26 protein-coding genes are annotated in these 21,245 nt (G+C 71.8%); 21 read left to right on the plus strand and 5 right to left on the minus strand.

The genetic code is table 11. The features are described from left to right. Positions 1 to 35: 35 nt before the first annotated feature. From IE185_RS08410 to IE185_RS08485, 16 genes are all read left to right on the plus strand, one after another. Entirely contained in the window at positions 36 to 737 is a 702-nt protein-coding gene (locus IE185_RS08410; RefSeq protein WP_170198309.1) for a hypothetical protein, read from the plus strand. 2 nt (positions 738 to 739) lie between these two features. Next, positions 740 to 1,453 (plus strand): hypothetical protein, encoded by a 714-nt coding sequence (locus tag IE185_RS08415; RefSeq protein WP_138895812.1) that lies wholly within the window; start codon positions 740 to 742, stop codon positions 1,451 to 1,453. Beyond that, entirely contained in the window at positions 1,453 to 2,268 is an 816-nt protein-coding gene (locus IE185_RS08420) for a hypothetical protein (protein WP_138895813.1), read from the plus strand. The genes IE185_RS08415 and IE185_RS08420 overlap by 1 nt, the downstream gene beginning before the upstream one ends. Then, positions 2,259 to 2,852 carry a hypothetical protein gene (locus IE185_RS08425; protein WP_138895814.1) on the plus strand — a complete coding sequence of 198 codons (594 nt, stop codon included), beginning with the start codon at positions 2,259 to 2,261 and terminating at the stop codon, positions 2,850 to 2,852. Before IE185_RS08420 ends, IE185_RS08425 begins: the two co-directional genes overlap by 10 nt. Continuing rightward, positions 2,849 to 3,013 carry a hypothetical protein gene (locus IE185_RS08430; protein WP_167518831.1) on the plus strand — a complete coding sequence of 55 codons (165 nt, stop codon included), beginning with the start codon at positions 2,849 to 2,851 and terminating at the stop codon, positions 3,011 to 3,013. Before IE185_RS08425 ends, IE185_RS08430 begins: the two co-directional genes overlap by 4 nt. An 11-nt stretch (positions 3,014 to 3,024) precedes the next feature. Beyond that, positions 3,025 to 3,402, plus strand: coding sequence for a hypothetical protein (locus IE185_RS08435; protein ID WP_138895815.1), 378 nt, complete (start codon positions 3,025 to 3,027; stop codon positions 3,400 to 3,402). Between the two features lie 95 nt (positions 3,403 to 3,497). Further along, positions 3,498 to 4,049 carry a hypothetical protein gene (locus tag IE185_RS08440; RefSeq protein ID WP_170198310.1) on the plus strand — a complete coding sequence of 184 codons (552 nt, stop codon included), beginning with the start codon at positions 3,498 to 3,500 and terminating at the stop codon, positions 4,047 to 4,049. 5 nt (positions 4,050 to 4,054) lie between these two features. Beyond that, positions 4,055 to 4,276 carry a hypothetical protein gene (locus tag IE185_RS08445; RefSeq protein WP_138895817.1) on the plus strand — a complete coding sequence of 74 codons (222 nt, stop codon included), beginning with the start codon at positions 4,055 to 4,057 and terminating at the stop codon, positions 4,274 to 4,276. 57 nt (positions 4,277 to 4,333) lie between these two features. Continuing rightward, entirely contained in the window at positions 4,334 to 7,885 is a 3,552-nt protein-coding gene (locus IE185_RS08450) for a phage tail protein (RefSeq protein WP_170198311.1), read from the plus strand. A 1-nt stretch (position 7,886) separates the two neighbouring features. Further along, positions 7,887 to 9,128: a hypothetical protein gene (locus IE185_RS08455; protein WP_138906124.1), complete on the plus strand. Its 1,242-nt coding sequence runs from the start codon at positions 7,887 to 7,889 to the stop codon at positions 9,126 to 9,128. After that, on the plus strand, positions 9,128 to 10,279 hold the full coding sequence (locus tag IE185_RS08460) for a hypothetical protein (protein ID WP_138898963.1): 1,152 nt from the start codon (positions 9,128 to 9,130) through the stop codon (positions 10,277 to 10,279). The genes IE185_RS08455 and IE185_RS08460 overlap by 1 nt, the downstream gene beginning before the upstream one ends. Positions 10,280 to 10,323: 44 nt before the next feature. Then, complete coding sequence (locus IE185_RS08465) at positions 10,324 to 10,566, plus strand: hypothetical protein (RefSeq protein ID WP_138898964.1); 243 nt, start codon at positions 10,324 to 10,326, stop codon at positions 10,564 to 10,566. A 101-nt stretch (positions 10,567 to 10,667) separates the two neighbouring features. Further along, positions 10,668 to 11,534 (plus strand): glycine-rich domain-containing protein, encoded by an 867-nt coding sequence (locus tag IE185_RS08470; protein ID WP_229843394.1) that lies wholly within the window; start codon positions 10,668 to 10,670, stop codon positions 11,532 to 11,534. Between the two features lie 250 nt (positions 11,535 to 11,784). Then, positions 11,785 to 12,708, plus strand: coding sequence for an N-acetylmuramoyl-L-alanine amidase (locus IE185_RS08475; RefSeq protein ID WP_138894653.1), 924 nt, complete (start codon positions 11,785 to 11,787; stop codon positions 12,706 to 12,708). Positions 12,709 to 12,725: 17 nt separating this feature from the next. Further along, the gene (locus tag IE185_RS08480; protein ID WP_138894652.1) at positions 12,726 to 13,031 is read left to right on the plus strand and encodes a hypothetical protein; all 306 of its coding nucleotides are present in this window, start codon (positions 12,726 to 12,728) and stop codon (positions 13,029 to 13,031) included. Beyond that, positions 13,031 to 13,429, plus strand: a complete 399-nt coding sequence (locus IE185_RS08485) for a hypothetical protein (RefSeq protein WP_189714915.1) — start codon at positions 13,031 to 13,033, stop codon at positions 13,427 to 13,429. The genes IE185_RS08480 and IE185_RS08485 overlap by 1 nt, the downstream gene beginning before the upstream one ends. A gap of 42 nt (positions 13,430 to 13,471) precedes the next feature. On the opposite strand, the gene hemC is transcribed toward IE185_RS08485, so the two are convergent. The 5 genes from hemC to IE185_RS08510 all read right to left on the minus strand — a co-directional run bounded on the left by hemC (position 13,472) and on the right by IE185_RS08510 (position 17,305). Continuing rightward, entirely contained in the window at positions 13,472 to 14,404 is a 933-nt protein-coding gene (gene hemC, locus IE185_RS08490; RefSeq protein ID WP_138894651.1) for a hydroxymethylbilane synthase, read from the minus strand. A 17-nt stretch (positions 14,405 to 14,421) separates the two neighbouring features. Further along, complete coding sequence (locus tag IE185_RS08495; RefSeq protein WP_138894650.1) at positions 14,422 to 15,000, minus strand: O-methyltransferase; 579 nt, start codon at positions 14,998 to 15,000, stop codon at positions 14,422 to 14,424. Continuing rightward, positions 14,993 to 15,967, minus strand: coding sequence for a porphobilinogen synthase (locus IE185_RS08500; RefSeq protein ID WP_138894649.1), 975 nt, complete (start codon positions 15,965 to 15,967; stop codon positions 14,993 to 14,995). The genes IE185_RS08495 and IE185_RS08500 overlap by 8 nt, the downstream gene beginning before the upstream one ends. A gap of 353 nt (positions 15,968 to 16,320) precedes the next feature. Continuing rightward, positions 16,321 to 17,079 (minus strand): hypothetical protein, encoded by a 759-nt coding sequence (locus IE185_RS08505; protein WP_138894648.1) that lies wholly within the window; start codon positions 17,077 to 17,079, stop codon positions 16,321 to 16,323. Positions 17,080 to 17,131: 52 nt separating this feature from the next. Then, positions 17,132 to 17,305 carry a hypothetical protein gene (locus tag IE185_RS08510; RefSeq protein WP_167518834.1) on the minus strand — a complete coding sequence of 58 codons (174 nt, stop codon included), beginning with the start codon at positions 17,303 to 17,305 and terminating at the stop codon, positions 17,132 to 17,134. A gap of 129 nt (positions 17,306 to 17,434) precedes the next feature. On the opposite strand from IE185_RS08510, the gene IE185_RS08515 reads away from it, so the two are divergent. From IE185_RS08515 to IE185_RS08535, 5 genes are all read left to right on the plus strand, one after another. Next, positions 17,435 to 18,679, plus strand: coding sequence for a helix-turn-helix domain-containing protein (locus tag IE185_RS08515; protein ID WP_138894647.1), 1,245 nt, complete (start codon positions 17,435 to 17,437; stop codon positions 18,677 to 18,679). Between the two features lie 271 nt (positions 18,680 to 18,950). Further along, positions 18,951 to 19,376 (plus strand): hypothetical protein, encoded by a 426-nt coding sequence (locus IE185_RS08520; RefSeq protein WP_138894646.1) that lies wholly within the window; start codon positions 18,951 to 18,953, stop codon positions 19,374 to 19,376. Further along, positions 19,373 to 19,870, plus strand: coding sequence for a hypothetical protein (locus tag IE185_RS08525; RefSeq protein WP_138894645.1), 498 nt, complete (start codon positions 19,373 to 19,375; stop codon positions 19,868 to 19,870). Before IE185_RS08520 ends, IE185_RS08525 begins: the two co-directional genes overlap by 4 nt. Continuing rightward, positions 19,863 to 20,252 carry a hypothetical protein gene (locus tag IE185_RS08530; RefSeq protein ID WP_138894644.1) on the plus strand — a complete coding sequence of 130 codons (390 nt, stop codon included), beginning with the start codon at positions 19,863 to 19,865 and terminating at the stop codon, positions 20,250 to 20,252. Before IE185_RS08525 ends, IE185_RS08530 begins: the two co-directional genes overlap by 8 nt. Next, positions 20,249 to 21,103, plus strand: coding sequence for a hypothetical protein (locus tag IE185_RS08535; protein WP_138894643.1), 855 nt, complete (start codon positions 20,249 to 20,251; stop codon positions 21,101 to 21,103). The genes IE185_RS08530 and IE185_RS08535 overlap by 4 nt, the downstream gene beginning before the upstream one ends. Positions 21,104 to 21,245: the final 142 nt, after the last annotated feature.

Genomic DNA, 21,245 nt, shown 5'->3' on the forward strand with positions numbered 1-21,245 from the left:
GGCCGACCAACACGCAGAACTGTTGGAGGCCCACAGTGCCCACCCCTCTGATCGCCAACGCCGACACCATCCGCGTCACCCGGCTCGACGGCTGTGGCCGCCCCGTCTGCGGTGTCGACAACGGCTTCACGTTCGACTGCTTCGCGAGCCTCTCCATGAACCCGAACACGGATGAGGGCGAGGACGTCGAGTACCGGGCCGCCAACGGCAGGATTTGCGGCTTCAAGCGCGGCTGCCCCAGCTTCCGGGGCTTCGACATCGAGCTGAACTTCTTCGCCGTCAGCCCGGAGTTCATCGAGATCACCACCGGCAACCCCGTGGTCTACGGCTACGACGGCAAGCCCATCGGCTACGACGACTGTTCCGTCCAGTGCAACAGCGGCTTCGCGATCGAGCTGTGGGCCGAGGTGCTGGACGAGGATGCCTGTGGCGCCGGCGGCGGGGACGGCGCGTGGATCTACTTCCTCATGCCTTGGGTGACGGGCGGGCAGCTCGGCAACATGGAGGTCGGTTCCGAGTCTGTGTCCCTGACCCTCGCCGGCGCCACCCGCGCGGGCGGCGGGTGGGGCGTCGGCCCGTACGACGTCATGCCGATCGACGCCGCCGGCACGCCGGGCACCCTGCTCACCCCGCTCGGGGCGACCTGCCACCGCAGGACGTTCGTCACGACCGTGGCCCCGCCGGAGGCCGTTGGGGACTACACCCCGGTCGCCGGCGACCTCTGCCTGGCCTCCTGACCGTGGACGCGCCGGACATCGTGGTTCCGGTGCGGGAGGGGGCCGTCAACGAGCAGCTTCGCTTTGCGCTCCGCTCGTGGGCGGCCCACCTGCCTCACGGCCGGGTGTGGCTGGTCGGACACCGGCCACGATGGGCGGCCGGCGTCGAGCACATCGCCACCAGGCAGACCGGAACGAAGTACCAGAACACCACCCTCGCGGTGCGCGCGGCCTGCCAGCACCCGGGGGTCTCCGGCGTGTTCCTCCTCGCCAATGACGACATGTTCGTCATGCACCCCATGCCGGACGGGATGCCGGTGCTCCACCGGGGCCCGGTCAAGGCCGTGGAGGCGTACTACGCGGTCCGAGCCTCTGGGAAGTACCTGCGGGGGATGCGGGAGACAAGGGCGCTCCTGGAGAGCCGCGGCCACCCCGAGCCGCTGTCCTACGAGCTCCACGTCCCGATGCCCGTCCAGAAGACCGCGATGCTCGCGGCGCTCAAGGAAGCCCGGCACCTGGACGTGGTCCACAAGCGGACGCTCTACGGCAACCTCGCCGGCCTGGGCGGTGAGGAGATCCAGGACGTGAAGATCCTGCACCGCGCCCCGCACGGTTACGGCCCCACGAGCCGCTTCCTGTCCACCATGCCGGACTCCTTCGCGGCCGGGCACGTCGGCCAGTTCATCCGGCGCGCCTTCCCCCGGCCCAGCCCGTACGAGATCCCTGGGAGACGCTGATGCCGCTGCAAGTCGGGCCGTGCGACCCGTGGGAGGTAGACCTGTGCTGCCAACTCCCGGAAGACCTGGACCCGGCGGTCATCGACCGGTGGCAGCGGGTGGCCTCCCAGACCCTTTGGCGCCTGTCCGGGATGCGGTGGGGCCCGTGCCCGGTGACCGTACGGCCGTGCCGCCGCTCCTGCCTGGAGTCCGCTCCCATCTCCTTCCAGGCCGGGGTGGGCACCGGACCGTGGGTGCCGTACATCGGCTCGGACGGCATGTGGCGCAACGCGAGCGTCTGCGGGTGCAAGTCCTCCTGCTCCTGCGGGGAGCTGTGCGAGGTTAAGCTCCCCGGCCCCGTCTACGACGTCGTCAGCGTCAACGTGGACGGTGAGGACCTGGTCCCGGAGGCATATCGCATCGACGCCCCCGGGATGCTGGTGCGCACGGACGGCGAGTGCTGGCCGATCTGCCAGGACATAGCCGCACCCGAGGGCGCCCCGGGCACCTGGACCGTGACGTACCGGTGGGGTCTGCCGCTGGACGAGGCAGCCATCGCGGCCGTGTCGGAGCTGACCTGCCAACTGGTCCTGGCCTGCCTCCCGGCCGGGACCAAGGGGTGCGGGGAGTGCCGGCTGCCCGGCAACGTCACGCGGGTCGTACGGCGCGGCGTGGAGATCGAGATGGCCGACCCCACGGTCATCTTCGCCGAGGGCCGGACCGGGCTGCCCCTGGTGGACATGTGGCTGTCCACCGTGAACCCTCACCGCCTCGCCTCCCCGTCCCGGGTGTTCAGCCCGGACTACAAGCGCCCGAGGGTGACGACATGGCCCTGAACCTGCTGGACGTCCACGCCCTCGCGGAGACCGTCCTGGGGTGCGTGTGCGTCGCGCTGGAGGACACGGCCGCGGCCGTCGAGGACCAGCCCGGTTGCCCGTGCCGCGCGTGCGTGACGCCGGGCCCGCCCGCGTGGGACGGCTGCAACGAGCCGTGCGGCGTGGACGGGGAAGGCGCCGGCGGGCAGCTCACCGTCCACGTCGCCCGGATCTTCGCCACGTCCTCGTTCCCGGTGGACGACCGGGTGGTCCAGGGTGGGCGGAACTGCGCCCCGCCGGCCGCGACCGGGGTGGAGCTCGTCGTGACGCTGCTGCGCTGCGCCCCGGTCGTGGATGATCGCGGCTGCCCGCCCTCGTGCGAGGAGTTGGCGGCCGCGGCCCGGACGGTCCACGTGGACGCGGCCACGATCTACAACGCGCTGCTGTGCTGCCTGCCGACCACGGGCACCAGGCGCCGGGGCCCGATGTTCTTCCTCGGCGCGCAACGCGTGCTGGAGCAGGAAGGCGGTTGCATGGGAGTGGAGCAGCGCGTCACCGTGGCACTGCCAGGCTGTGCCTGCCCGAGCGAGGAGACGTCACCGTGAAGATCAGCGACTTGATCCCGCGTTTGCACCGGATGTGGGAGGAGCACGGCGACCTGGACGTGCGGGCGTACGACTACTCGGACATCACTCCGAGCGCTGTGGAGACGCCCGAGGTTGAGTCCAACAAGCAGGGCGAGACGTACGTCCTGCTTCGCCCGTAGAGGGGTGTGCGGTGTCTGTTGAGGTAAGGATCGACCCCGGGCGCATCGTCCGGCTGCTGCGGCTGCGTGGAGGCATCGCGGAAAGAGGGCTGCGCCGGCGAACGGAGCGCGTCGCCAACCTCGCGGAGCGGAAGGCACCCGGGTCCATGGGCGACTACGTGGCCTGGAAGATCGAGCAGGGACCCAACGGCCTCCAAGGCGTAGTCACCTGTGACCACCCGGCGGTGCGGTTCGTGCTGGACGGCACCCGGCCGCACGTCATCCGGCCCAGGCGGGCGAAGGCGCTGCGCTTCGACATGGGCGGGCGCATGGTGTTCGCCACGAAGGTCAACCACCCGGGGACCAGGGCGAACAACTTCCTGGGAGAGGCCCTGCGCGAGGGCCGGTAGCGGCTGCCGACGGCCCCGGCCCGGCCGCGGCTACCCTTCGGGGTACGCCGCTGGTTTTGGGCCGGGCGACCGCGCGGGAGTGGAAGGGCATACCCGTGGCCATCAAGAAGTTCGCGCTCAACACACAGCCCCACGAGGCCGAGATCGGCGACGACGTGACGCTGCTGTTCCAGCCCGAGGTGATGGGCGATGAGTTCCTGGACGCCTACGGTCGTCTCCAGGAGACGACCAAGAAACTGAACATCGACCTGAGCGACGCGACCAGCGTGGACCTGTCCGACGTCCGGGAGGCGAACGTCGCGCTCCGGGTATTCCTCGCGTCCCTCATGCTGCCGGAGTCCGCCGAGCAGTTCGCCCGGTGGGAGGTCCGCGCCGGCGGAAAGACCGTGGGCTCCTACCGCGACCCGGAGGAAGCCCGGGAGGCGGCGGAGAGCCGCAAGGGCGGGAAGGTCCTGGACGCCGGTATGCGGCTGCCGGACCGCGTCCTGGTGGAGCTGATGGAGTGGGTAGTCGAGCTGTACGGAGGTGCGGGCGGCCAGCGCCCTCCTACGTCGTCGAACGCCTCTGCCTCAGCATCTCCCGGTCCTGGTCCGCGTGGGAGGGCCGCCTTGCCCTCCAAGGGGTCGACATCCACACGTGGCCGCTAAGGGTCATGCTCTCCGCCGCCGAGGCCGCGATTGATGACGCGGCCGAGGACGAGGCACAACGGGAGCGCAACCGCGCCGAGCTGTACGCGCCGCCCCGGGCGGCTGGTCCCGGCGGCCGGCGCATGAGGCCGCCACCTGCCGCGCGGCTGGACCCATCCGGGGCCCAAGCCCTCATGGCCCAGCTCGCCGCCGAAGACGCACAACTCGCCGGACGGCGCACCGGCTAGTCTGGACATCGCCGCTGGTTTTGGGCCGGGCAACCACCGCACACGCGTGGGGTTGCCTTGGCCGAGGAAGAGGACTACGGCGTCGGCCGTATCCGCATCGAGCTGGACGATGCGGGTGCGGTCGCCGACGCACGGGACCTCGGTGCGCGAATCCAGAGAGCGCTAGACCGCAGCACCCGCACCGTCGGCGCGCAGATCCGGCGGAACGTCCAGCGCGGACTGAACGCGGCCGGCGCCGTCAGTGTCCAGGTCGAGCCGGACGTACGGCGGTTCGGCCGGCTGCTCACCACCGGACTGCGCGGCCTGTCGGCCGTCAGCGTGCCCGTCACCCCGGACCTATCCCGGTTCCGGGAGCTCCTCGTCGCCGGCCTCCGGGGCCTGGACGCCGTGGCGGTGCCGGTCACGCCCAACCTGTCCCGGTTCCGGACGCTCCTCACCACCGGCCTCCGCGCCCTGGGCGCCGTCAACGTCCCGGTGGCCCCGGACCTGAGCCGCTTCGACCGGGAGCTGCTGCGCGGCCTGCGTGGCCTGGACGGGATCAACATCCCCGTCCTGCCGGACCTGAGCCGCTTTGACCGCGAACTCCTCCGGGGCCTGCGTGGCCTGGACGGGATCAACATCCCCGTCCTGCCGGACCTGGACCAGTTTGCGGAGCGAGTGCGCGCGGCCCTGGATGGCCAGGAGTTCACCATCCGGATCGTCCCGGACCTGGACGGTCTGGACGAGCGGATCCGGGCGCACAACGCGCCGGACATCAACGTCAACGCCGACGTCGACACCGGCCGTTTCGCCCGCGCCCTGGGCGCTTTGGGAGGGATCGCCGGGCGGGTCGGCAGCGCCCTTGGCGGGCTGCTGCGCATCGGCGCCATCGGCATCGCGGCAGCCGGCGCCGCGTCCGCCGTCGGCGGGCTCGCCGCGGCCCTTGCCCCGGCGGCCGGGCTCATCGCCGCTTACCCCGCGCTCGTCCTGGGTTTCCAGGCCGCAGCAGGAACGTTGCGCCTGGCGCTGGTGGGCGTCAGCGACGCCCTGTCGGCCGCGTTCGGGGACAACGCCGAGAAGTACCAGGAGGCCCTGGAGAAGCTGGCACCGGCCGCTCGGGAGGCCGTCACGGCCGTCCGGGGCCTGGCCCCCCAGCTCAAAGAGGTCCAGCAGGCCGTACAGCAGGCGTTCTTCGAGCAGTTCGCCGGCCAGATCGAGGGGGCGATCCGCAACCTCCTGCCGCTGCGGGCCAACCTCCAGAACATCGCGGCCTCCTTCGGCGCGGCGGCCGACGAGGGCCTGAAGTTCGTCCAGTCCCAGAGGTTCCTGGGCAACGCGCGGGCGATCCTCCAGGGCACCCAGGACGCCGTGGGCGGGTTGGTGACCGGCATCCGGCCGCTCATCCAGGGCTTTACGGACGTCGGCGCGGCCGTCGCCGAGGCCTTCGGCGCGGAGCTGGGCTCCGGGATCTCCGGGGTGATGGAGCGGCTCGGGGGCTTCCTCACCCGGATCTCCGAGAGCGGGCAGGCCGTCGCCTGGGTGGACGGCGCGCTCAACGCCCTCGCGCGACTGGGTGACCTGCTGGGCAACGTCGGCAGCATCATCGCCGGTGTTTTCCGGGCCGGGGAGCAGTCCGGGGGCGGGTTCCTCGGCAGCCTCCAGGAGATCACCCGCCAGATGGCGGCCTTCGTCAACTCGGCGAGGGGCCAGGAGGCGATCAGCAACCTGTTCCGTACGGTGGCCACCGTCGCGGCCCAGGTCGGTCCGATCCTGGCTGCGCTGATCACGCAGGTCGGGGCCATCGCGCCCGCGTTGGCGCCCATTTTCACCGCGCTGGGTCCGGCGATCGTCGGCCTGGTCAACTCCCTCGGTCCGGCCCTGGCGCAGATCGCGCCCGCGCTCGCGGTCGTTGGTACCGCCTTGGCCGACGCGTTCGCCGCCATCGGTCCATCCCTAGGCCCCTTGGGTGCGGCCATCGGGTCCGTGCTGCGTGCCCTGGCCCCGCTGCTGCCGCTGGTCGGTGCGCTGGTCAACGTGGTGGCGTCCGCGCTCGCCCCCGTCCTCCAGGCCCTGGCCGCGCTGTTCGCGCCGATCATCTCCGCCCTGGTCGGAGCGCTGCTGCCGGTCCTGCCGCCGATCACCCGGGCGTTCGTGATGCTCGCGAACGCGATCGTCCCCCTGGCGGCCGGCATCGGTAAGCAGCTCGCCGCGCTGGTCGCCAGTCTCGCGCCGCTGCTGGCCGCCGTCGCGGGCGCCCTGGTGGAGGTCGCGGTCGCGCTCGTCCCGGTCATCGCGGCCCTGGCCGATGCCCTGCTGCCCGTCCTGCCGCCACTGGTGGCCGCGTTCTCCGGGATGGTCCAGGCGCTCATCCCGATCCTGCCGGCGGTCGCGAACCTGGTGTCGGCCATCGCCCCGTTGGCCGTCCTGGTCATCCAGCTCCTGGCGCCGGTTCTCCAGTTGGCCGCCGCGTTCGCGGGCTGGACGACGCTGAACATCACGGTCCCGATCATCCGGGGCGTGGTCAACGCCCTGGCCGGGCTCCTCAACGCCTCCGCGGCCGTCCACCGGTTCTGGCAGGCCCTCCCCGGGATGATCTCCAGCGCCGTGTCCTCCCTGGCGTCCACGATCACCACGTTCTTCACGAACCTGTTCACGTCCCTGGGATCGATCCTGACCAGCGGGTTCAACGCCGTGGTCGGCTTCTTCACCCGGCTCCCTGGAATGATCATGGCCGGACTCCGGGCGCTCCCCGGGTTGCTGGTCGACCTCTTCGTCAACGCCGTCGCGGCCGTGGGCATCGCCCTCTTGACCGCCGTCGCGGCGGTGATCTTCATCTTCACGGTGCTGCCGGGCCGGATCTACAACGCCCTGGCCTCCCTGGGCTCCCGGATGATGACCGCCTTCCGGAACGCGTTCAACTCGGCGCGCGCCGCGACCTCCTCGTTCCTGTCCTCGACGGCCACGTTCTTCGCCCAGCTCCCGGGCCGGGTGGGCTCCGCCCTGGCCGCCCTGCCGGGGCGGGTCCGGTCGATGTTCACCTCCGCTGGCTCCTCGGCCCTGTCCGCGGCCCGCTCGCTCGGCTCCTCGGTCGTCTCGTTCTTCTCACAGCTGCCCGGCCGGGTCGGGTCTGCCTTGTCGTCGGTCGGCTCCCGGATCGCGTCCGCGTTCCGCAGCGCGGTCGGCAGCGCGAGGAGCGCGGTCTCCTCGCTGATCTCGTCCGTGGTGTCGCTGTTCTCGACGCTGCCGGGTCGGATCGTCAACAGCCTGGGGAACATCGGCTCGCGGATCGTCTCGAAGATCAAGAGCGGGTTGCCGAGCTCCGTCCGCAACCTGTTGCCCTTCGCCAACGGCGGCATCGTCACCAGCCCGACGGCCGCACTGATCGGCGAGGCGGGCAAGGAGGTTGTCCTGCCGCTCACCAGACCGGCGAGGGCCGTGGAGCTCGCGGAGAAGTCTGGACTGCTGGACCTGCTCGCGAAGAGGGGCGTTATCGCCCGAGACGGGGGCGGAGGCGCCGGCGGCGTGAGCCGCACCGTCACCCACAACTGGAACATCAGCACGCCAGCCCAGGACCCCCGCGTCCTGGCCGAGCACCTGTACGGCCAACTGGCCCGAGCGGCAGGGGTGTGACGTGATCAGCGACTACGCCGACTTCGGGTGTACGGAGATCATCAACTCGGCCAGGGCCGCGGCCTACGCGGAACCCTCCTGCCTGCTGACGAGCTGCAACCCGTGCCCGGACATCGCGGCAGTCCTCAACGATGCCCCGTACGTGGATCCTGTGACCGACCCTGCGCCCTGGTATGACGCGGCCGTGCCGGAGTCAGCCGACTTCCTCGGTGTCATGGGGATGGGCGTCGTCGGGTTCTCCCAGTCCACGCTGTCCCGCGACCCCGTCCAGCTCGTAGGCGACGGGGCCGCCCTCGGTATCGCACGCCGCTCCCACCGCGAGATCACGTACACCGTCCTCCTCCTGGCCCTGGAGGAGTGTGCGCTGGCCTACGCCTTGGAGTGGCTGGCCTCCGCGCTGCGCGGCGCCCCCTGCGAGGGGGGTTGCGGCGGGGACGAGCTGGGGGTGTTCGCCTGCTGCCCGACCGGGGACGGCACCGGGGAGTTGCGCCATCTGTACGGCGTGGGGCTCATGAATGGCCCGCAGATCACCACCGTCCGGTACTACCCGGAGGGCATCATCGCGGAGGCCACGTTCACGCTCGCCGCGTCGGTGCCGTACATCTACCGCGAGCCGCTCCAGACCCTCACGAACTGGGTGAACCTCGCCAGCGGCGAACTGGTGACGGTTGACCCGGACGAGATCTACGGGGACTGCGTGGAGGCAGACGCGTGCCTCGAGGATCCGCTGTGCCCGCCTCCGCCGCTGCCGATCCGGGCGCCGGTGCCGGTGGACCCGTGCTACCCGACCGGGTCGGCGCAGTTCCGGCGGTCCGTGGTGGCCCTGTCCCCGCAGGATCAGCCGGAGTGGCTGGAGGCCGTGCCGGTCCTGGAGCTGGAGACGGGTGGGAGCGCGCTGCGGCGCCTCGTGGTGCGGTTCTGGGCCAACCCCCTGGGCGGGGACTGCCAGGAGGTCGCGGACCCCTGCGCGGCGTGCACGGACATCCAGATCCCCTACCTACCGGCCGGGGCCACGCTGATCGTTGACGGCCGTACGCAGACGGCAGAGGTGGAGTGCAACGCCGGAGCACTGGACGCCTCCACAAGCGAGCCGATCCTCTACGGGCCCCTCGGCCAGAGCTTCGAGTGGCCCGTGTTCTCGTGCCCGACCGGCGTGTGCATCGAGATCCTGTCCACCTCCGCGACCACGGCCGCCGACGCCCGCGCGCGGGTCCTCCTCGTTCCCCGATCGGACGTGGGCTGATGGCCAGTCTCGGGTGCGCACAGGAGTACCGCGCCATCGTCCACTGGCGGGGCGGCAGCCTGCCGTTCACGTCGCCGGGCGTCTCCGCGCTCACGTCGGTCTCCTGGAACCGGACGCTCAACGACACGTCGGAGGCGTCCATCACGATCGCCAAGGGAGCGGCTGGCGCGGAGTGCTGCGCGCAGCTCGGGCAGATCGAACCCTTCGCGCACGACCTGTCCATCTACCGGGACAGCGAACTCGTCTGGCAGGGCCCCGTCTTCCGGGTGACCGAGTCCCGCAGGCGCTTCGTGATCGAGGCACACGACGTCACGGAGTGGCTGGCCCGCACCGTGAACACGACCCTGCTGCGGTACGTCAGCACCAACCCGGCCGACCCGAAGCGCCAGAGCCCGATCCAGCAGATCGCGGAGTCCGTCATCCGGGAGAACTTGGCCGGCGGGCTCTACGCCTCCTCGCCGGACTGGCCAAAGATGCTGCCCTACATCGTCCGCCAGGACGACACCGTGACCGCGCGATTCGAGAAGGACGGCACCGCCGACAACGAGATCTGGATCGTCCCGATCTTGAGGATCTTGGACGAGGAGCTGGTCCCGCGCGGCCTGGAGTACACCACGGTCGGCCGCGCCCTGGTGCTCGGACGGTCGCAGACGACCGCCGACCCGGCCCAGGCCCGCCTGACGCTCGACAGCTTCGCCGGCGACGTCGAGATCGTGCGCGACGGCACCAACGCGGCCAGCCTCGTGTGGGTCACCAACCAAGAGGATCAGGACATCAGCGGCTCACAGTTCGGCGTGTCCGGCGTGGTCAGCGGCTATTACGGGCGTCTGGACCACCTGATCCGTACGACGGCCGAGGGCCTGACGGCGTACGACCTGTGGCAGATCGCGCGCGGCTCGTACACCGGCCGGCACCCGGTGCCGACGAGCCTGCGCATCCCGGACGGCGCCGGCCTGGCCACGACCGCTCCGGTGTCCATGCGGCAGCTCGTGCCCGGCGTCCGTATCGACGTCGCTGCGACCGGCATGTGCATGGGCCTGTCCCAGCCGTACCGGCTGTCCGACGTGGACGTGGACTGGGGCGAGAACGGCGAGAACGTCGGCGTCTCCCTGATCCCCATCGGCGACCCGTTCGTAGGAGACCCCCCGTGAGCCCCATTCCAGGACAGCGCGCAGCCCAGCGCACCGTACGCGCCATGACGTCCAGTCAGCGGGCCCTCGGCCGGTCCGTCCAGGCGGCGGCCGGCGGTCTGGCCACCGCGATCGGGTGGGGGTGGGTCGACGGCCAGCACATGGTCATCGACCTCGCCGCGCCGCCCGGACAGCAGACCCGCCCGGCGGCGCTCGCGTGCGGGTGCACCGGCCGCTGCCGGGGCGAGTGCCCGCCGCCCGAGGACAGCGAGGGCACCCAGACCGACACACAGGAGAGGCAGGGATAGACATGGCCCGATGCGGATGCCAGGGGGGATGCTCCTGCGCGATCAACGGCGCCGGGGCGGTCGACGTCTCTGGGAACGGGTCGGCCTCGTCCCCGTTCGTGGTGAGCGTCGACCGTGCCGAGCTGCTCCAGGCCGGACCCGGGATCACCTACCACCCGGGCACAGGCACGATCAGTGCTCTGCCGTCGACCGACCCCGGGAACGCGCTGACTTTCGGTAGCGATAACGGCGTCTTCGTGTTCCCGGGCGCCATCGACTTGTGCGCCGAATACTTCACGACCGACGGTTCGGGGGACACCTGTCTTAAGCCCGGCAGCATGGGACTCCGGCAGATCGTCACCTACTCCACGGCCGGCACCTTCAACTTCACCAAAGCGGACTATCCGTGGTTGGCCCGGGTCATGGTCAAGGTCCAGGCCGGCGGCGGAGGGTCGGCCGGTGCCTCGGCCGCGGCTGCCGAGTCCATTTGGAGGGCCGGCGGAGCAGGGGGCGGGTACGCGGAGGCATTGATCAACGTCGCCTCGCTCTCGGCCGTGGAGACCGTCACCGTCGGCGTCGGCGGAGCGGCAGGCGCGTCCGCCAACGGCGCAGGCGGCGCGGGCGGTAACAGCAGCTTCGGCGCGCACGCCACCGCCCTCGGCGGCACCGCTGGCGCGGCCACCATGGCCACGGGCTCCACCGTCACCACCACGAGCGGCACAACCGGTCCCGCAGCCGGCACCGGGTCCTGGGCCATCGGCGGCGGTGCCGGGGAGGGCGCGATCCGGCTGAGTGGGAACGCCGGTATCGGCGGCGCTGGCGGCTCCTCGCGCATGGGCCACGGCGGTGCCTCGCGGGCAACTGCCGGCGTGGGCATCGTGCCGCGAGGCTACGGCGGGGGCGGAGGCGGGGCCGTCTCCGCGAACGGCGCCGCACAGGCCGGCGCCGCCGGCGAGCGCGGAATCGTGATCGTGGAGCTGTACGGATGAGCCCCGGCCACTGCCCTCCGCCGACCTGTCCGGACACCCCTTGTCCGGACACTGTCCGCGCCCTGTCCCCGCAGGTCACAGCCGTCCGCGCCCTCACGTCCGGACACGGGCGCGGACACCCCTCACCCCGTGTCCGGACAGTGTCCGCGCGGGCCTATCCCCACCCCCTGGAGGTCCCTATGTCCCTCATCCCGACGACCGTCGGCAGACCCGCCGTCGGAACCTCCCGCCGTCACCTGGAGCGTGCGTAATGGCCACCCCGCTCTCTGCCGACCGGCTCCTGCGCGCCCTCCGCGACGAGGGCCTGGACGTGGTCCAGCTCCCCGGCTGGGAGACCAGGAACCGCAACAGCCGCGGCCCCTGGGGGCCCGTCCACGGGGTGATGATCCACCACACCGTCACCCGCGGAACCGCCACCACCGTCCGCATCGTTCGTGACGGGTACTCCGGCCTCCCCGGCCCGCTGTGCCACGGCATGATTGCCAAGAGCGGGCAGGTCCACCTGATCGGCCACGGACGCACCAACCATGCCGGGCTCGGAGATCCGGACGTGCTGCGCGCCGTGATCGCGGAGACCGCCCTCCCCGTGGACGATGAGGCCACGGTCGACGGCAACCGGCACATGTACGGCTTCGAGTGCGAGAACGCCGGCGATGGCACCGACCCATGGCCGGACGCGCAGCTCCTCGCCATCGAGCGGGCGTCCGCCGCCCTGTGCCGGGCCCACGGCTGGGGCGCGCGCTCGGTCCTCGGACACCTGGAGTGGCAGCCCGGCAAGCCGGACCCGCGCGGGTTCACGATGCCGTCCATGCGCGACCGGATCGCCGCGCGCCTCGGTCACCCCCTGCCGACCACGCCGCTGCCCACCCCGTCCCGGCCTGTCGTCTCCCTGTCCAAGCTGATCGCCGCCGCGCGCAGCAACCCCCGCATGGTCGGCACGCCCGTCACGTACGCCGGGGTCATCACCGTGGAGGCCGCTCTCGTGGACGAGGGTCTGCTGGCCAAGCGCTACCAGGACGGCCACTACGGCACCACCACCATCGACGCGATGAGTGAGTGGCAGGAGGAATGCGGCTTCCGTGGCCGCAACCCCGGACAGCCGGCGGACGGCATCCCCGGCCGGATCACGCTCACCCGCCTCGGCGCGAAGCACGGCTTCGACGTCGCCGCCTGAAAAGGAGTACCCCCCTCATGGACACCACCCTGGACGCGGCCTACTGGTACGGGCTGCTGCTCTCCTTCGTGTTGCCTGTCGTCGTCGGCCTGGTGACCACCCGCGTCACCCATGCCGGGACGAAGGCCGTCGTGCTCCTGGCCCTGGCCGCGGCCGACAGCTTCATCACGGAGCTCGCGGCCGGCGGCCCCGACTGGGACGCCTCCAACGCCCTGGTGCTCACCCTGGTCAACTTCGTGATCGCGGTGGCCTCGCACTTCGGCCTGTGGAAGCCGACTGGTGTCAGCCGCCGGGCGCAGGACATGTTCGTCAAGGCAGCGTGATGGCGGCACCTGCCACCGGACTGCCGGCCCTGGACACCGTCCTCGTGTGGGGCGGGGCCGTGACGATGCTCCTCGCGCTGGGGACAGCCGCATGGCGGTTGATGCGTGGCGGGGTGCGCATCGCTAAGCGGGTCGACTACTTCATTGACGACTGGTACGGGGAGCCGGGACGTCCCGGCATCCCGGACCGGCCGGGCGTCATGGAGCGGATAGGCGGGATCGAGGACCGCCTCACCCGGGTCGAGCACGAGCTGTACCCCAACAGCGGCGGGTCACTGCGGGATGCCGTGGACCAGGCGAACGAACGGCTCTCGCGCCTGTGTCTGGACCGTGAGGAGAGTCCTTCGTTAGAGCCGCCGGACGATGCCTACCCCCCGCCGCCTGTTGCGGCCCCGTGATCGAGCGCCCGCCCCCTGCGACTCCGTGGGGCGGGCGCTCGCTCAGTGCGCGATGCTGTCGATCACGTCGCGCGCGCCCTGCCGGAGCAGGGCCACCGCCACGGACGTCCCCAGCGTGGCGGGATCGAGGCGGCCGGCCCACTCATGGGCGTTCAGTACGGTCTTGCCGTCCGGGGAAAACACGCAGGCCCGCAGGGACAGTTCCCCGTTGCCCTCCACGCGCGCGTACCCGGCGATCGGGGAGTTGCAGTGGCCTTGGAGGACGTGGAGGAACATCCGCTCCGCCTGGGTCTCCCGGTAGGCGTCGCGGTCGCCGAGCCCGCTGATGAGGTCGATCAGCTCTGTGTCGCCTTCGCGGCATTGGAGTGCCAGGACCCCGGCGCCGATGGGCGGCATCATCGTCTCTGCCGACAGGATCTCGGTGATGACGTCTGTGCGGCCGATCCGCTCCAGGCCGGCGACGGCCAGGAGCAGCGCGTCGGCCTCGCCGGCCTCCAGCTTCTCCAGGCGCCGGTTTGCGTTGCCGCGCATCGGGACGCACTCCAGGTGCGGGTGGGAGGCCGCGAGTTGGGCGATGCGGCGTACGGAGGAGGTGCCGATCCGGGTCCCGGGCGGCAGTTCGTTCAGGGCGAGGCCGCCGGGGTGGATCAGGGCGTCCCGGATGTCGTCGCGCTTGAGGAAGGCCGCGAAGACCGTTCCGGCCGGGAGGGGCCTGTCGGCGGGCACGTCTTTGACGCAGTGCACCGCGAGGTCCGCGTCCCCGGAGATGAGGGCGGCGTCGACCTCCTTGGTGAACGCTCCCTTGCCCTCGACCTGGGCGAGGTCGCCCATCCATTTGTCGCCGGTCGTCTTGACCGGCAGCACGGTGGTCTCGACCTCGGGGTGGAGCGCGGCCAGTTCGGCGCGGACACGCTCCACCTGGGCGAGTGCCATCGGCGAATCGCGGGAAACGATGCGAATCAGATCACTGGGCATGGGGGCACGATAGTCCCTCAGATGCGGGCGGCCACCACCAGCCCCGAGGCCCAGTTCATCGGCGTGGCGCGCCAGTTGGGTACGTCGGGCAGTCGTTCGAGGAAGCCGTCCACTCTGGGCTGGTGGTCTTCCGGCCATGTGGCCTGGGGCAGCATGTCGTCCACCACGTACAGGGCGCCCGGCTTGAGCAGGGCCAGGAGATCCGGCAGACGGAGGTACTTCCCGGGCCTGCAATCGACGTACGCGAAGTCGAACGTGGGCGTCGGCTGCTGCTCGGTGAGCCAGGCATCCGCGTCCGCGTGGACGAACTCGATCCGGGGGTCGTCGCCCAGGTGGCGCCGCGCGATGGCCTGGACGTCCTTGTCCGCCTCCACCGTCGTTAGGCGAGCGTCGGCGGTCATGCCGGCGGCCAGCCACGCGGCCCCGGCCCCCACGCCCGTGCCCAGCTCCACGAAGTGGCCGCCGGGCTTGGACGCGGCGAGGGTGGCGAGGAGGGAGCCGGTGCGGTCCTCGCAGGACATGGCGAACTCGGCGTGGCGGGCGTCCGCGAGGATCGCGTCCAGCCGCGGCGGGCGGATGTAGGGCGCGTCATGCACGGCCGGCCTCCAGGTACTGGGCCGCTGCCTCGGCGGCGAAGGTGAGGACCTGGTCCGCGCCGGCGCGCTTGAGCATGGTCAGGTACTCCACCATCCCGGACGTGCCGAGGGCCTGGAGCGCGGCCCACTCCCCGGACGTGGAGTACGCGACGATCGGCACGCGCTGGTCGTCGCGGAGCCGCACGAGGACGTCCACGGCGGTCATGACGGGTTGAAGGGTGAGGGAGTCGGCGCCCTCCGTGATCCAGCGGCGGGCCTGGGTGATCGTGTCCCGGTCCGCGCGGCCGGGTTCGAGCTGGAGGCCGCGCCGGTGCCCGGCCCGGGGGTCGGTGTTCATGAGGGTCTTGAACGGCCCGTACAGGGTGGTGTGGATGGCCAGGTTGGGGTTCACGCCGACGTCGCGGTGCCCGGCCGCGTCGAGCGCCTGTCGGACAACGCGGATCGAGCCGTCGAGCATGGCCGTGGGGGAGACGACGTCAGCACCGGCGTCCGCGTGCTGCACCGCCATATCGGCCATGAGCTGGTAGGTGGCGTCCAGGTCGATCCCGCCCTCGTCGGTGCGCAGCACGCACTGCCCGTGGTCGGTCCAGGAGCAGCCGCACACCTCGGTGGTGACGGCGGTGTCCGGGGCGATGTCCTTCACGGCGGCGATGGTGGCCACCATGCGGTTGCCGGGTGCGAGGGCGCCGGTGGCCCGGCCGTCGCGGTCGTGGCCGTACGCGAAGGCCTTGACGCCGGCGATGCCGAGTTCGGCCCAGCGGGCGACGGTGGCCGGGATGCCCGCCAGCGGTACGGCGCCGGGCAGGGCGCTGCCGCCCTTGGCGTCGTCGGGCAGGGTCAAGAGGGGCGCGCTCAGGTCCGCGGCCGTGAGGGCCGGGCCGGTGTAGAGGGCCCGGACTACGCGGCGGGCGCGTGCCGGGTTGATGCCATCTGGAGTTGGAGCGTCGCGCTCAGTGAGGATGGTCATGCGGTCGAGTAGATACCGACGGAGTGTCGGCAAACAGGGGCGCGAGGGAGCACGGCAGGGGCGGACGATGCCGTGCGCACCGCGCCCCCAAGTGCCGCCCGCCACTCGCCTGCTGGGACACCCCGGCCGGGGCCGGTGTCACACCCGGGCGCTAGCGTCCGTCGTGTCCGTGCTCGTGCTACTCGGACCCCTTGTGCGCCTCGTCCGGCGGTGGAACCCGGACGGGGCGCACTGCTGGGCGGACACCCTGTCCGCACTGTCCGGACACGGTGTCCGTAGCCTGTCCGCCCCCACGGTGTCCGCCCCGCTCGACCTGTGAGGACATTTGTCCGGACAGGGTGTCCGCGCCGGGTTCAGGGGCTGGGCTGCTGGGGCTCTGCGGGGCGCCAATCGGGGTTGTCGACAGTCCGCGCCACCTTCCAGGTCTCCTCACCTCGGCGGCACGTGAAGACGAGCCGCAGGGGGTGCCCCTCGTACTCGCGCTGCCACATGTCGTAGGTCTTCCCGCCCATCCAGGAACTCGGATACGTCCGGTCCAGCGCGAGCGGTCGGCCGCGGCCCACCTGGAGGTCCGTGAAGGTGAGTTCTCGACCGTTGTCGTCGGCCTCGTTGACACGGGGCCTGAGACGGAACGGGCCCCAGATGTGCGCTGCGATCTGCTCCGGCGTAGGACCGAGGGGGTCGGTAAAGCCCAGGCGCTGCTGCGTAGGGGTGTGGTCGTAGTCGTCATCACCGATCCGGACGGTGACCGAGTCCAGGTGACCGAGGGCGTCCGGGCCGGCGAGGTGCACGAGGAGCCTGGCCGCCTGGTCGCCCTCTTTGGTCAGCGTGAACTCGAACTGGGGAGACAGCTCGGCGAGCCATCGGTCCCGCTCGATCCGGGCTACAACCTCGGCCGTCTTCCTGGCCTGTTCTGCTGTGTCACTGGCCCGCCCGGTCGCCTCCCACGCGGCAGCGGCAGCTACGACGCTGAGGAAGGCGGCGACGAGGGCGGCGCGATCCTTGCCCAGTTGGTCGAGAGCGGTGAGCAGCACCACGCCGCCCACCGTGGCGATGAACGCCAGCACGAGCAACAGGCGGCGGTGTCGCCTGCGTCGATCTATGTCCGTCATGGAGGGGAGGGTAGGGCCAGGGTCGGACACCTGGGCCCGGATCGTGCTTGGGTCAGGCGGCTTTGACGAGATCGGCGCGGGTGGCCTCGGCCCAGGCGACCAGCAGCCGCTGGTACTCCTCGGCCCGAGCGGCGTCGTTCGGCTGGTCTATCAAGCTGCGGATCGCCTCGTTGATCTGGGCAGCGGCAGGGCGCAGCAGGCCGTGAGGCCGAGGGCGGGGAGGCATGGGCACCACGTTAGGGGCCGGGTGTGACATCGGAACGGACTGCGCCCCCATACCGCTCGGGGCTGTACGGGGGCGCGTTCCGGAGTACCGTCCTGAGTGTCTAGGTCAGCACGGAGTACGGAGTTCAGTATGCCCCTTCCTTCTGACGAGCACATCGGCACGCGTGTACGGATTGCCCGGAACGCGGCTGGCCTCACTCAGGTGGAGCTCGGCGACTTCCTGTCGCGTACGGAGTCCTGGGTCGCCAACGTGGAGAACGGACGGCAGTCCCTCGACCGGTACAGCGTCATCACCGCTATCGCGGACCGCTGCGACGTGGACGTGGTGTGGTTGCTGGGCCAGCCCTACCGGCTCCAGCGCAACGGCGGCAGCTTGGCCCACGCCCATATCCCCGCGCTGCGCACGGGATTGCGCCGGGCCGGGCTCATCCTGTCCGGCCACCCCGGTCTGACTCCCCAGGGCGGGCCGGTGGACCTGGAGGCCATGGCCGAGAGCACCAGGAAGGCCAACACCGCCCGGCAGGCCGCGAACCTGCCCCGGGTCGCCACGCTGCTCCCGCCGCTGGTCGAGGACCTGAACACGGCCGTCCTCACCGCGACCGGCACGGAGCGGGAGGAGGCTCTACGGCTGCTCGCCGACGCCGCCCGTACGGCCCGGATGTGCCTGAACCAGCTCGGCTACCCGGACCTGGCGTGGTCGGCCGCCGAGGTGGCCGCCGGCGCCGCGACGGCGCTGGATGACCCCGTGGTGAAGGCTGCTGTGGCCTGGGACCGGTGCGGGGCGCTCCTGCACCAGGCATCCCTGCGGGAGACCATCGCGGTCGCCGACGCCGCGCTGCGGGACCTGGAGCCCCACGCCACGGGGCGCGGACGGAATAAGGCGGCGGTGTCCCTGCGCGGAGCGCTGCACCTGCGGTGCTCGATCGCCCATGCCCGGGGCGGGCAGAAGGACGACGCGTGGGCCAGGATCGACGCCGCGCTGCAGGATGCCGACCAGCTCGGCCCGTCTTGGTACGACCTGGAGCGGCACACGGTGTTCGGCCGGGGCACGGTGGCCGTCCACGCGGTGGAGGCCGGGGTGGAGGTCGACCAGCCGGACGCCGGTCTGACGAAGGTGCCGAGGGTGGACATCAGCGAGGTGCCGAGTAAGGAGCGGCGGACACACTTCCGGATCGACGAGGCCCGTGCGCTGCACCGGATGGGACAGAGCCCGTCGGCCGTGGTCAAGCTCCGGGAGGCCGCGGCCGCCGCGCCGTACTACGTGTACGCCGACCCGATGAGCCGGGCCCTGGTGTCCGACCTCGCGCGGGTCGGGGTCCCGTCCCAGGCCGGCGCCCTGTCCGGCCTCATCCGGAACATGGAACTCGCCGGGTAACTCGCCCACGCAATCGAACAGTTGACGCCCCCTAGATTTTCTAGGGGGCGCACTGCTGCGCGCCCGCCACCCTCGGAAGGTCACTGCCCGTGAAGAAGTGATCACCCTGGGAGTAGCGGCGATGGAGCCGATTGATACCCGACAACCGGGAGCGGCAGTACGCGCGTACGCCGGCATCCTGGACTGGCCCTTGACGGTGGGATACCGCCACCGGCCGCGGCAGGGGTGCACCTGTCAGGCCGAGGAATGTCGGACGCCCGGGGCCCACCCTGTGCCCGGGCGTCCCACCTTCCGTGGCGCCGAGGAGACGTTGCGGGAGCTGGAGGCATCGCCCGGGGCCGGCCTCATCGCCTGGACGACTGTGTTCGACGCGCTGGTCGTCCCTCGCGCCCTGGGCATGGCCGCCATGGTGTCCCTGGACCGCGTGGCCCCGGTGCCGTGCCTCGTCGCCGGCGAGGACCACGCTGTGCTCCTGGTGCTGCCCGCCACGGGCCGGTACGCCGTCGAGGACGTGCCCGGCGAGGTGCGTTCCGGGGCGGACCAGTGGATCGCGGTGCCGCCGACGCACGGCGTGCGCTGGGACACCGCCCCCTGGGTCGAGCAGACCGCGACCCCGGTGACCCTGCTCCACGGCCGGGACGTCGGGCGGCACCTCCGCGAGGCCAAGCACGCGGCCGGCACGGAGGTGACCCGGTGACGGTGCAACAGGTGACCACGGGCGAGGAACGACGCCTCGCGGTCGAGCACTGGCTGTCCTCCGCGTCCCCGGATCCGGCACAGACGCGCCGGGACTGGGTGGAACGTTCCGTCGTCATGCTGTCGTGCGGCTCCCTGTTCGCGGCCGTACGCATCCCGGCAGAGGTGGTCCAGGCCGCGGCCCGGACCACCGACGAGGCGGTCATCGACACCTACCTCGCCGGCGCCCTGATGGACGGCCCGGTCATCCGCGACCGCTACGCCCACTGGTACTACGCCCTCGTCCCGGCCAGCACCGCCCGGGGGTGGGACGTTCCGGACACCGTGTGCCTGGGCGTGGGGACGTCCCTCGGCGTTCCCCGGCCGGGCCTGTGCGCCGCCGGCGAGCGCGTGTACTGGGCGGTCCCCATGGACTCGGCCGCGTCCCTGTGCTCCCCGCACGCCGTTTCCCAGCTCGTGATGACCGGCCGGTACCGGGCGGCGGGCCATGGATGAGAAGCCGATAGACCACGTCACCATCCGGAAGACGTGCGCCGAGGCCGACGCCTTGGCGGCGGACTGCCTCCTCGGCGGAGCGCAGCCCCGACCCGAGCAGGTCGAGCGGCTGCTGACCCTGCTGCACGGGCACCTGCGGCTCCTCATGGATGAGGTGCGCGAGCAGTACGCCCCCGTCCCGCCCGGCCGGCTGCGCAGCCTCGTGGACAACATGCTCACCCTCGGCGGGCAACTCCTGGACGACCCCGCACGGCGAGGCGTGGTGGACCTGCTGCCGCCGCCCCCGGTCATCCGGCTCCTGGTGCTGCTGAACGACGCACCCGAGGTGTTCTCCGGCGTCCTGCCCGTGCTCCCCGACGACTCCGTGACTGGACTCTTATGACGACCGAACAGCAGAGCCGCAGCGACGCCCGACAGGCAATCGTCGCCCTGGTGGAGAAGGACCTCGAAGCCCTCGGGCTCACCCCGACCCACACCACGCGGGGCGGTGTCTCGTACCGCACCCTGCCGGTGGGCAAGGGCTGGTGCCAGGTCCTGTATGCCCCGGAGGAGGCGTGGCCGCCCGGCGCGGACTTGTGCGTCATCGTGCGCTGGCACCCGGACAAGGCCTACCGACGCAACAACGACACCGGGCACGTCCCGGCCGGTGCTGAGGAGCACTGGAGAGAGCGCACCCGGGCGACCATCGCCGCGCTCGCGACGGCCGGATACAAGGCGGCCGCGACCGGCCCGCCGCGCGCCCCGCGCCTCCACGCCCAGGAGGACATCCTCGTCTGGCGGGTGCCGGAGGACCACGAGGGAGCGTGGCCGCCGTTTCAGGCGTGGCACGGTTCCGCGCCGGCCCGCCCCAACCTCGACCAGCCGGACTACCGGTACCCGGAGCGCAACCCGCTGCACCTGGTCGAGGCCGTACTGAACAACTCCCGCCGCCACTGGCCGGCCGCCGACCTCGGCCGGGTCCTCACGGTGACCGCCTCGGCCGTCATCTGGCCCCCGCACGCGGAGAGCTGCGTACGGGTGCTGTGGCAGCCCTCCGAGCGGTTCCAGCGCCTGCCCGACGGCGCGGTCCCGGCCGGGGCTGAGGAGCACTGGCGGGCCGGTGTCAGCCGCGTCCGGCAAGACCTCGTGGCCGCCGGTTACCACGTGCGCGGCGCGGAGCGCCCCATGTCGCCGGCGCGCGACGAGGACGCCGGCCTCCTCGTGTGGCGCGGCGCCTACCCGCACCTCGGCTGACGCCGCCCCCCCTTCCCGCTTCCCGCCCTCGCCGGGGGACATCCCCGCGCGCCCGGTACCGGCTCACGCTGGGCGGAACGAGGGCGGACGCCTGTCCTGCTGTGACGGGCAGGACGGCACACCACCCGGCCCGAGTGGGCCG

It is taken from the genome of Streptomyces chryseus (genome assembly GCF_014650755.1).
In the GTDB taxonomy this organism is placed as follows: Bacteria; Actinomycetota; Actinomycetes; order Streptomycetales; family Streptomycetaceae; genus Streptomyces; species Streptomyces chryseus.

Bases quoted from the DNA above. Each gene is read 5' to 3' on its own strand.
- IE185_RS08480 (WP_138894652.1), top strand. From the start codon at position 12,726: ATGGACACCACCCTGGACGCGGCCTACTGGTACGGGCTGCTGCTCTCC.
- IE185_RS08530 (WP_138894644.1), top strand. From the start codon at position 19,863: ATGGATGAGAAGCCGATAGACCACGTCACCATCCGGAAGACGTGCGCC.
- IE185_RS08460 (WP_138898963.1), top strand. From the start codon at position 9,128: ATGGCCAGTCTCGGGTGCGCACAGGAGTACCGCGCCATCGTCCACTGG.
- IE185_RS08505 (WP_138894648.1), bottom strand. From the start codon at position 17,079: ATGACGGACATAGATCGACGCAGGCGACACCGCCGCCTGTTGCTCGTG.
- IE185_RS08535 (WP_138894643.1), top strand. From the start codon at position 20,249: ATGACGACCGAACAGCAGAGCCGCAGCGACGCCCGACAGGCAATCGTC.
- IE185_RS08425 (WP_138895814.1), top strand. From the start codon at position 2,259: ATGGCCCTGAACCTGCTGGACGTCCACGCCCTCGCGGAGACCGTCCTG.
- IE185_RS08515 (WP_138894647.1), top strand. From the start codon at position 17,435: ATGCCCCTTCCTTCTGACGAGCACATCGGCACGCGTGTACGGATTGCC.
- IE185_RS08475 (WP_138894653.1), top strand. From the start codon at position 11,785: ATGGCCACCCCGCTCTCTGCCGACCGGCTCCTGCGCGCCCTCCGCGAC.
- IE185_RS08420 (WP_138895813.1), top strand. From the start codon at position 1,453: ATGCCGCTGCAAGTCGGGCCGTGCGACCCGTGGGAGGTAGACCTGTGC.
- IE185_RS08500 (WP_138894649.1), bottom strand. From the start codon at position 15,967: ATGACCATCCTCACTGAGCGCGACGCTCCAACTCCAGATGGCATCAAC.
- hemC (WP_138894651.1), bottom strand. From the start codon at position 14,404: ATGCCCAGTGATCTGATTCGCATCGTTTCCCGCGATTCGCCGATGGCA.
- IE185_RS08510 (WP_167518834.1), bottom strand. From the start codon at position 17,305: ATGCCTCCCCGCCCTCGGCCTCACGGCCTGCTGCGCCCTGCCGCTGCC.
- IE185_RS08465 (WP_138898964.1), top strand. From the start codon at position 10,324: ATGACGTCCAGTCAGCGGGCCCTCGGCCGGTCCGTCCAGGCGGCGGCC.
- IE185_RS08445 (WP_138895817.1), top strand. From the start codon at position 4,055: ATGCTCTCCGCCGCCGAGGCCGCGATTGATGACGCGGCCGAGGACGAG.
- IE185_RS08485 (WP_189714915.1), top strand. From the start codon at position 13,031: ATGGCGGCACCTGCCACCGGACTGCCGGCCCTGGACACCGTCCTCGTG.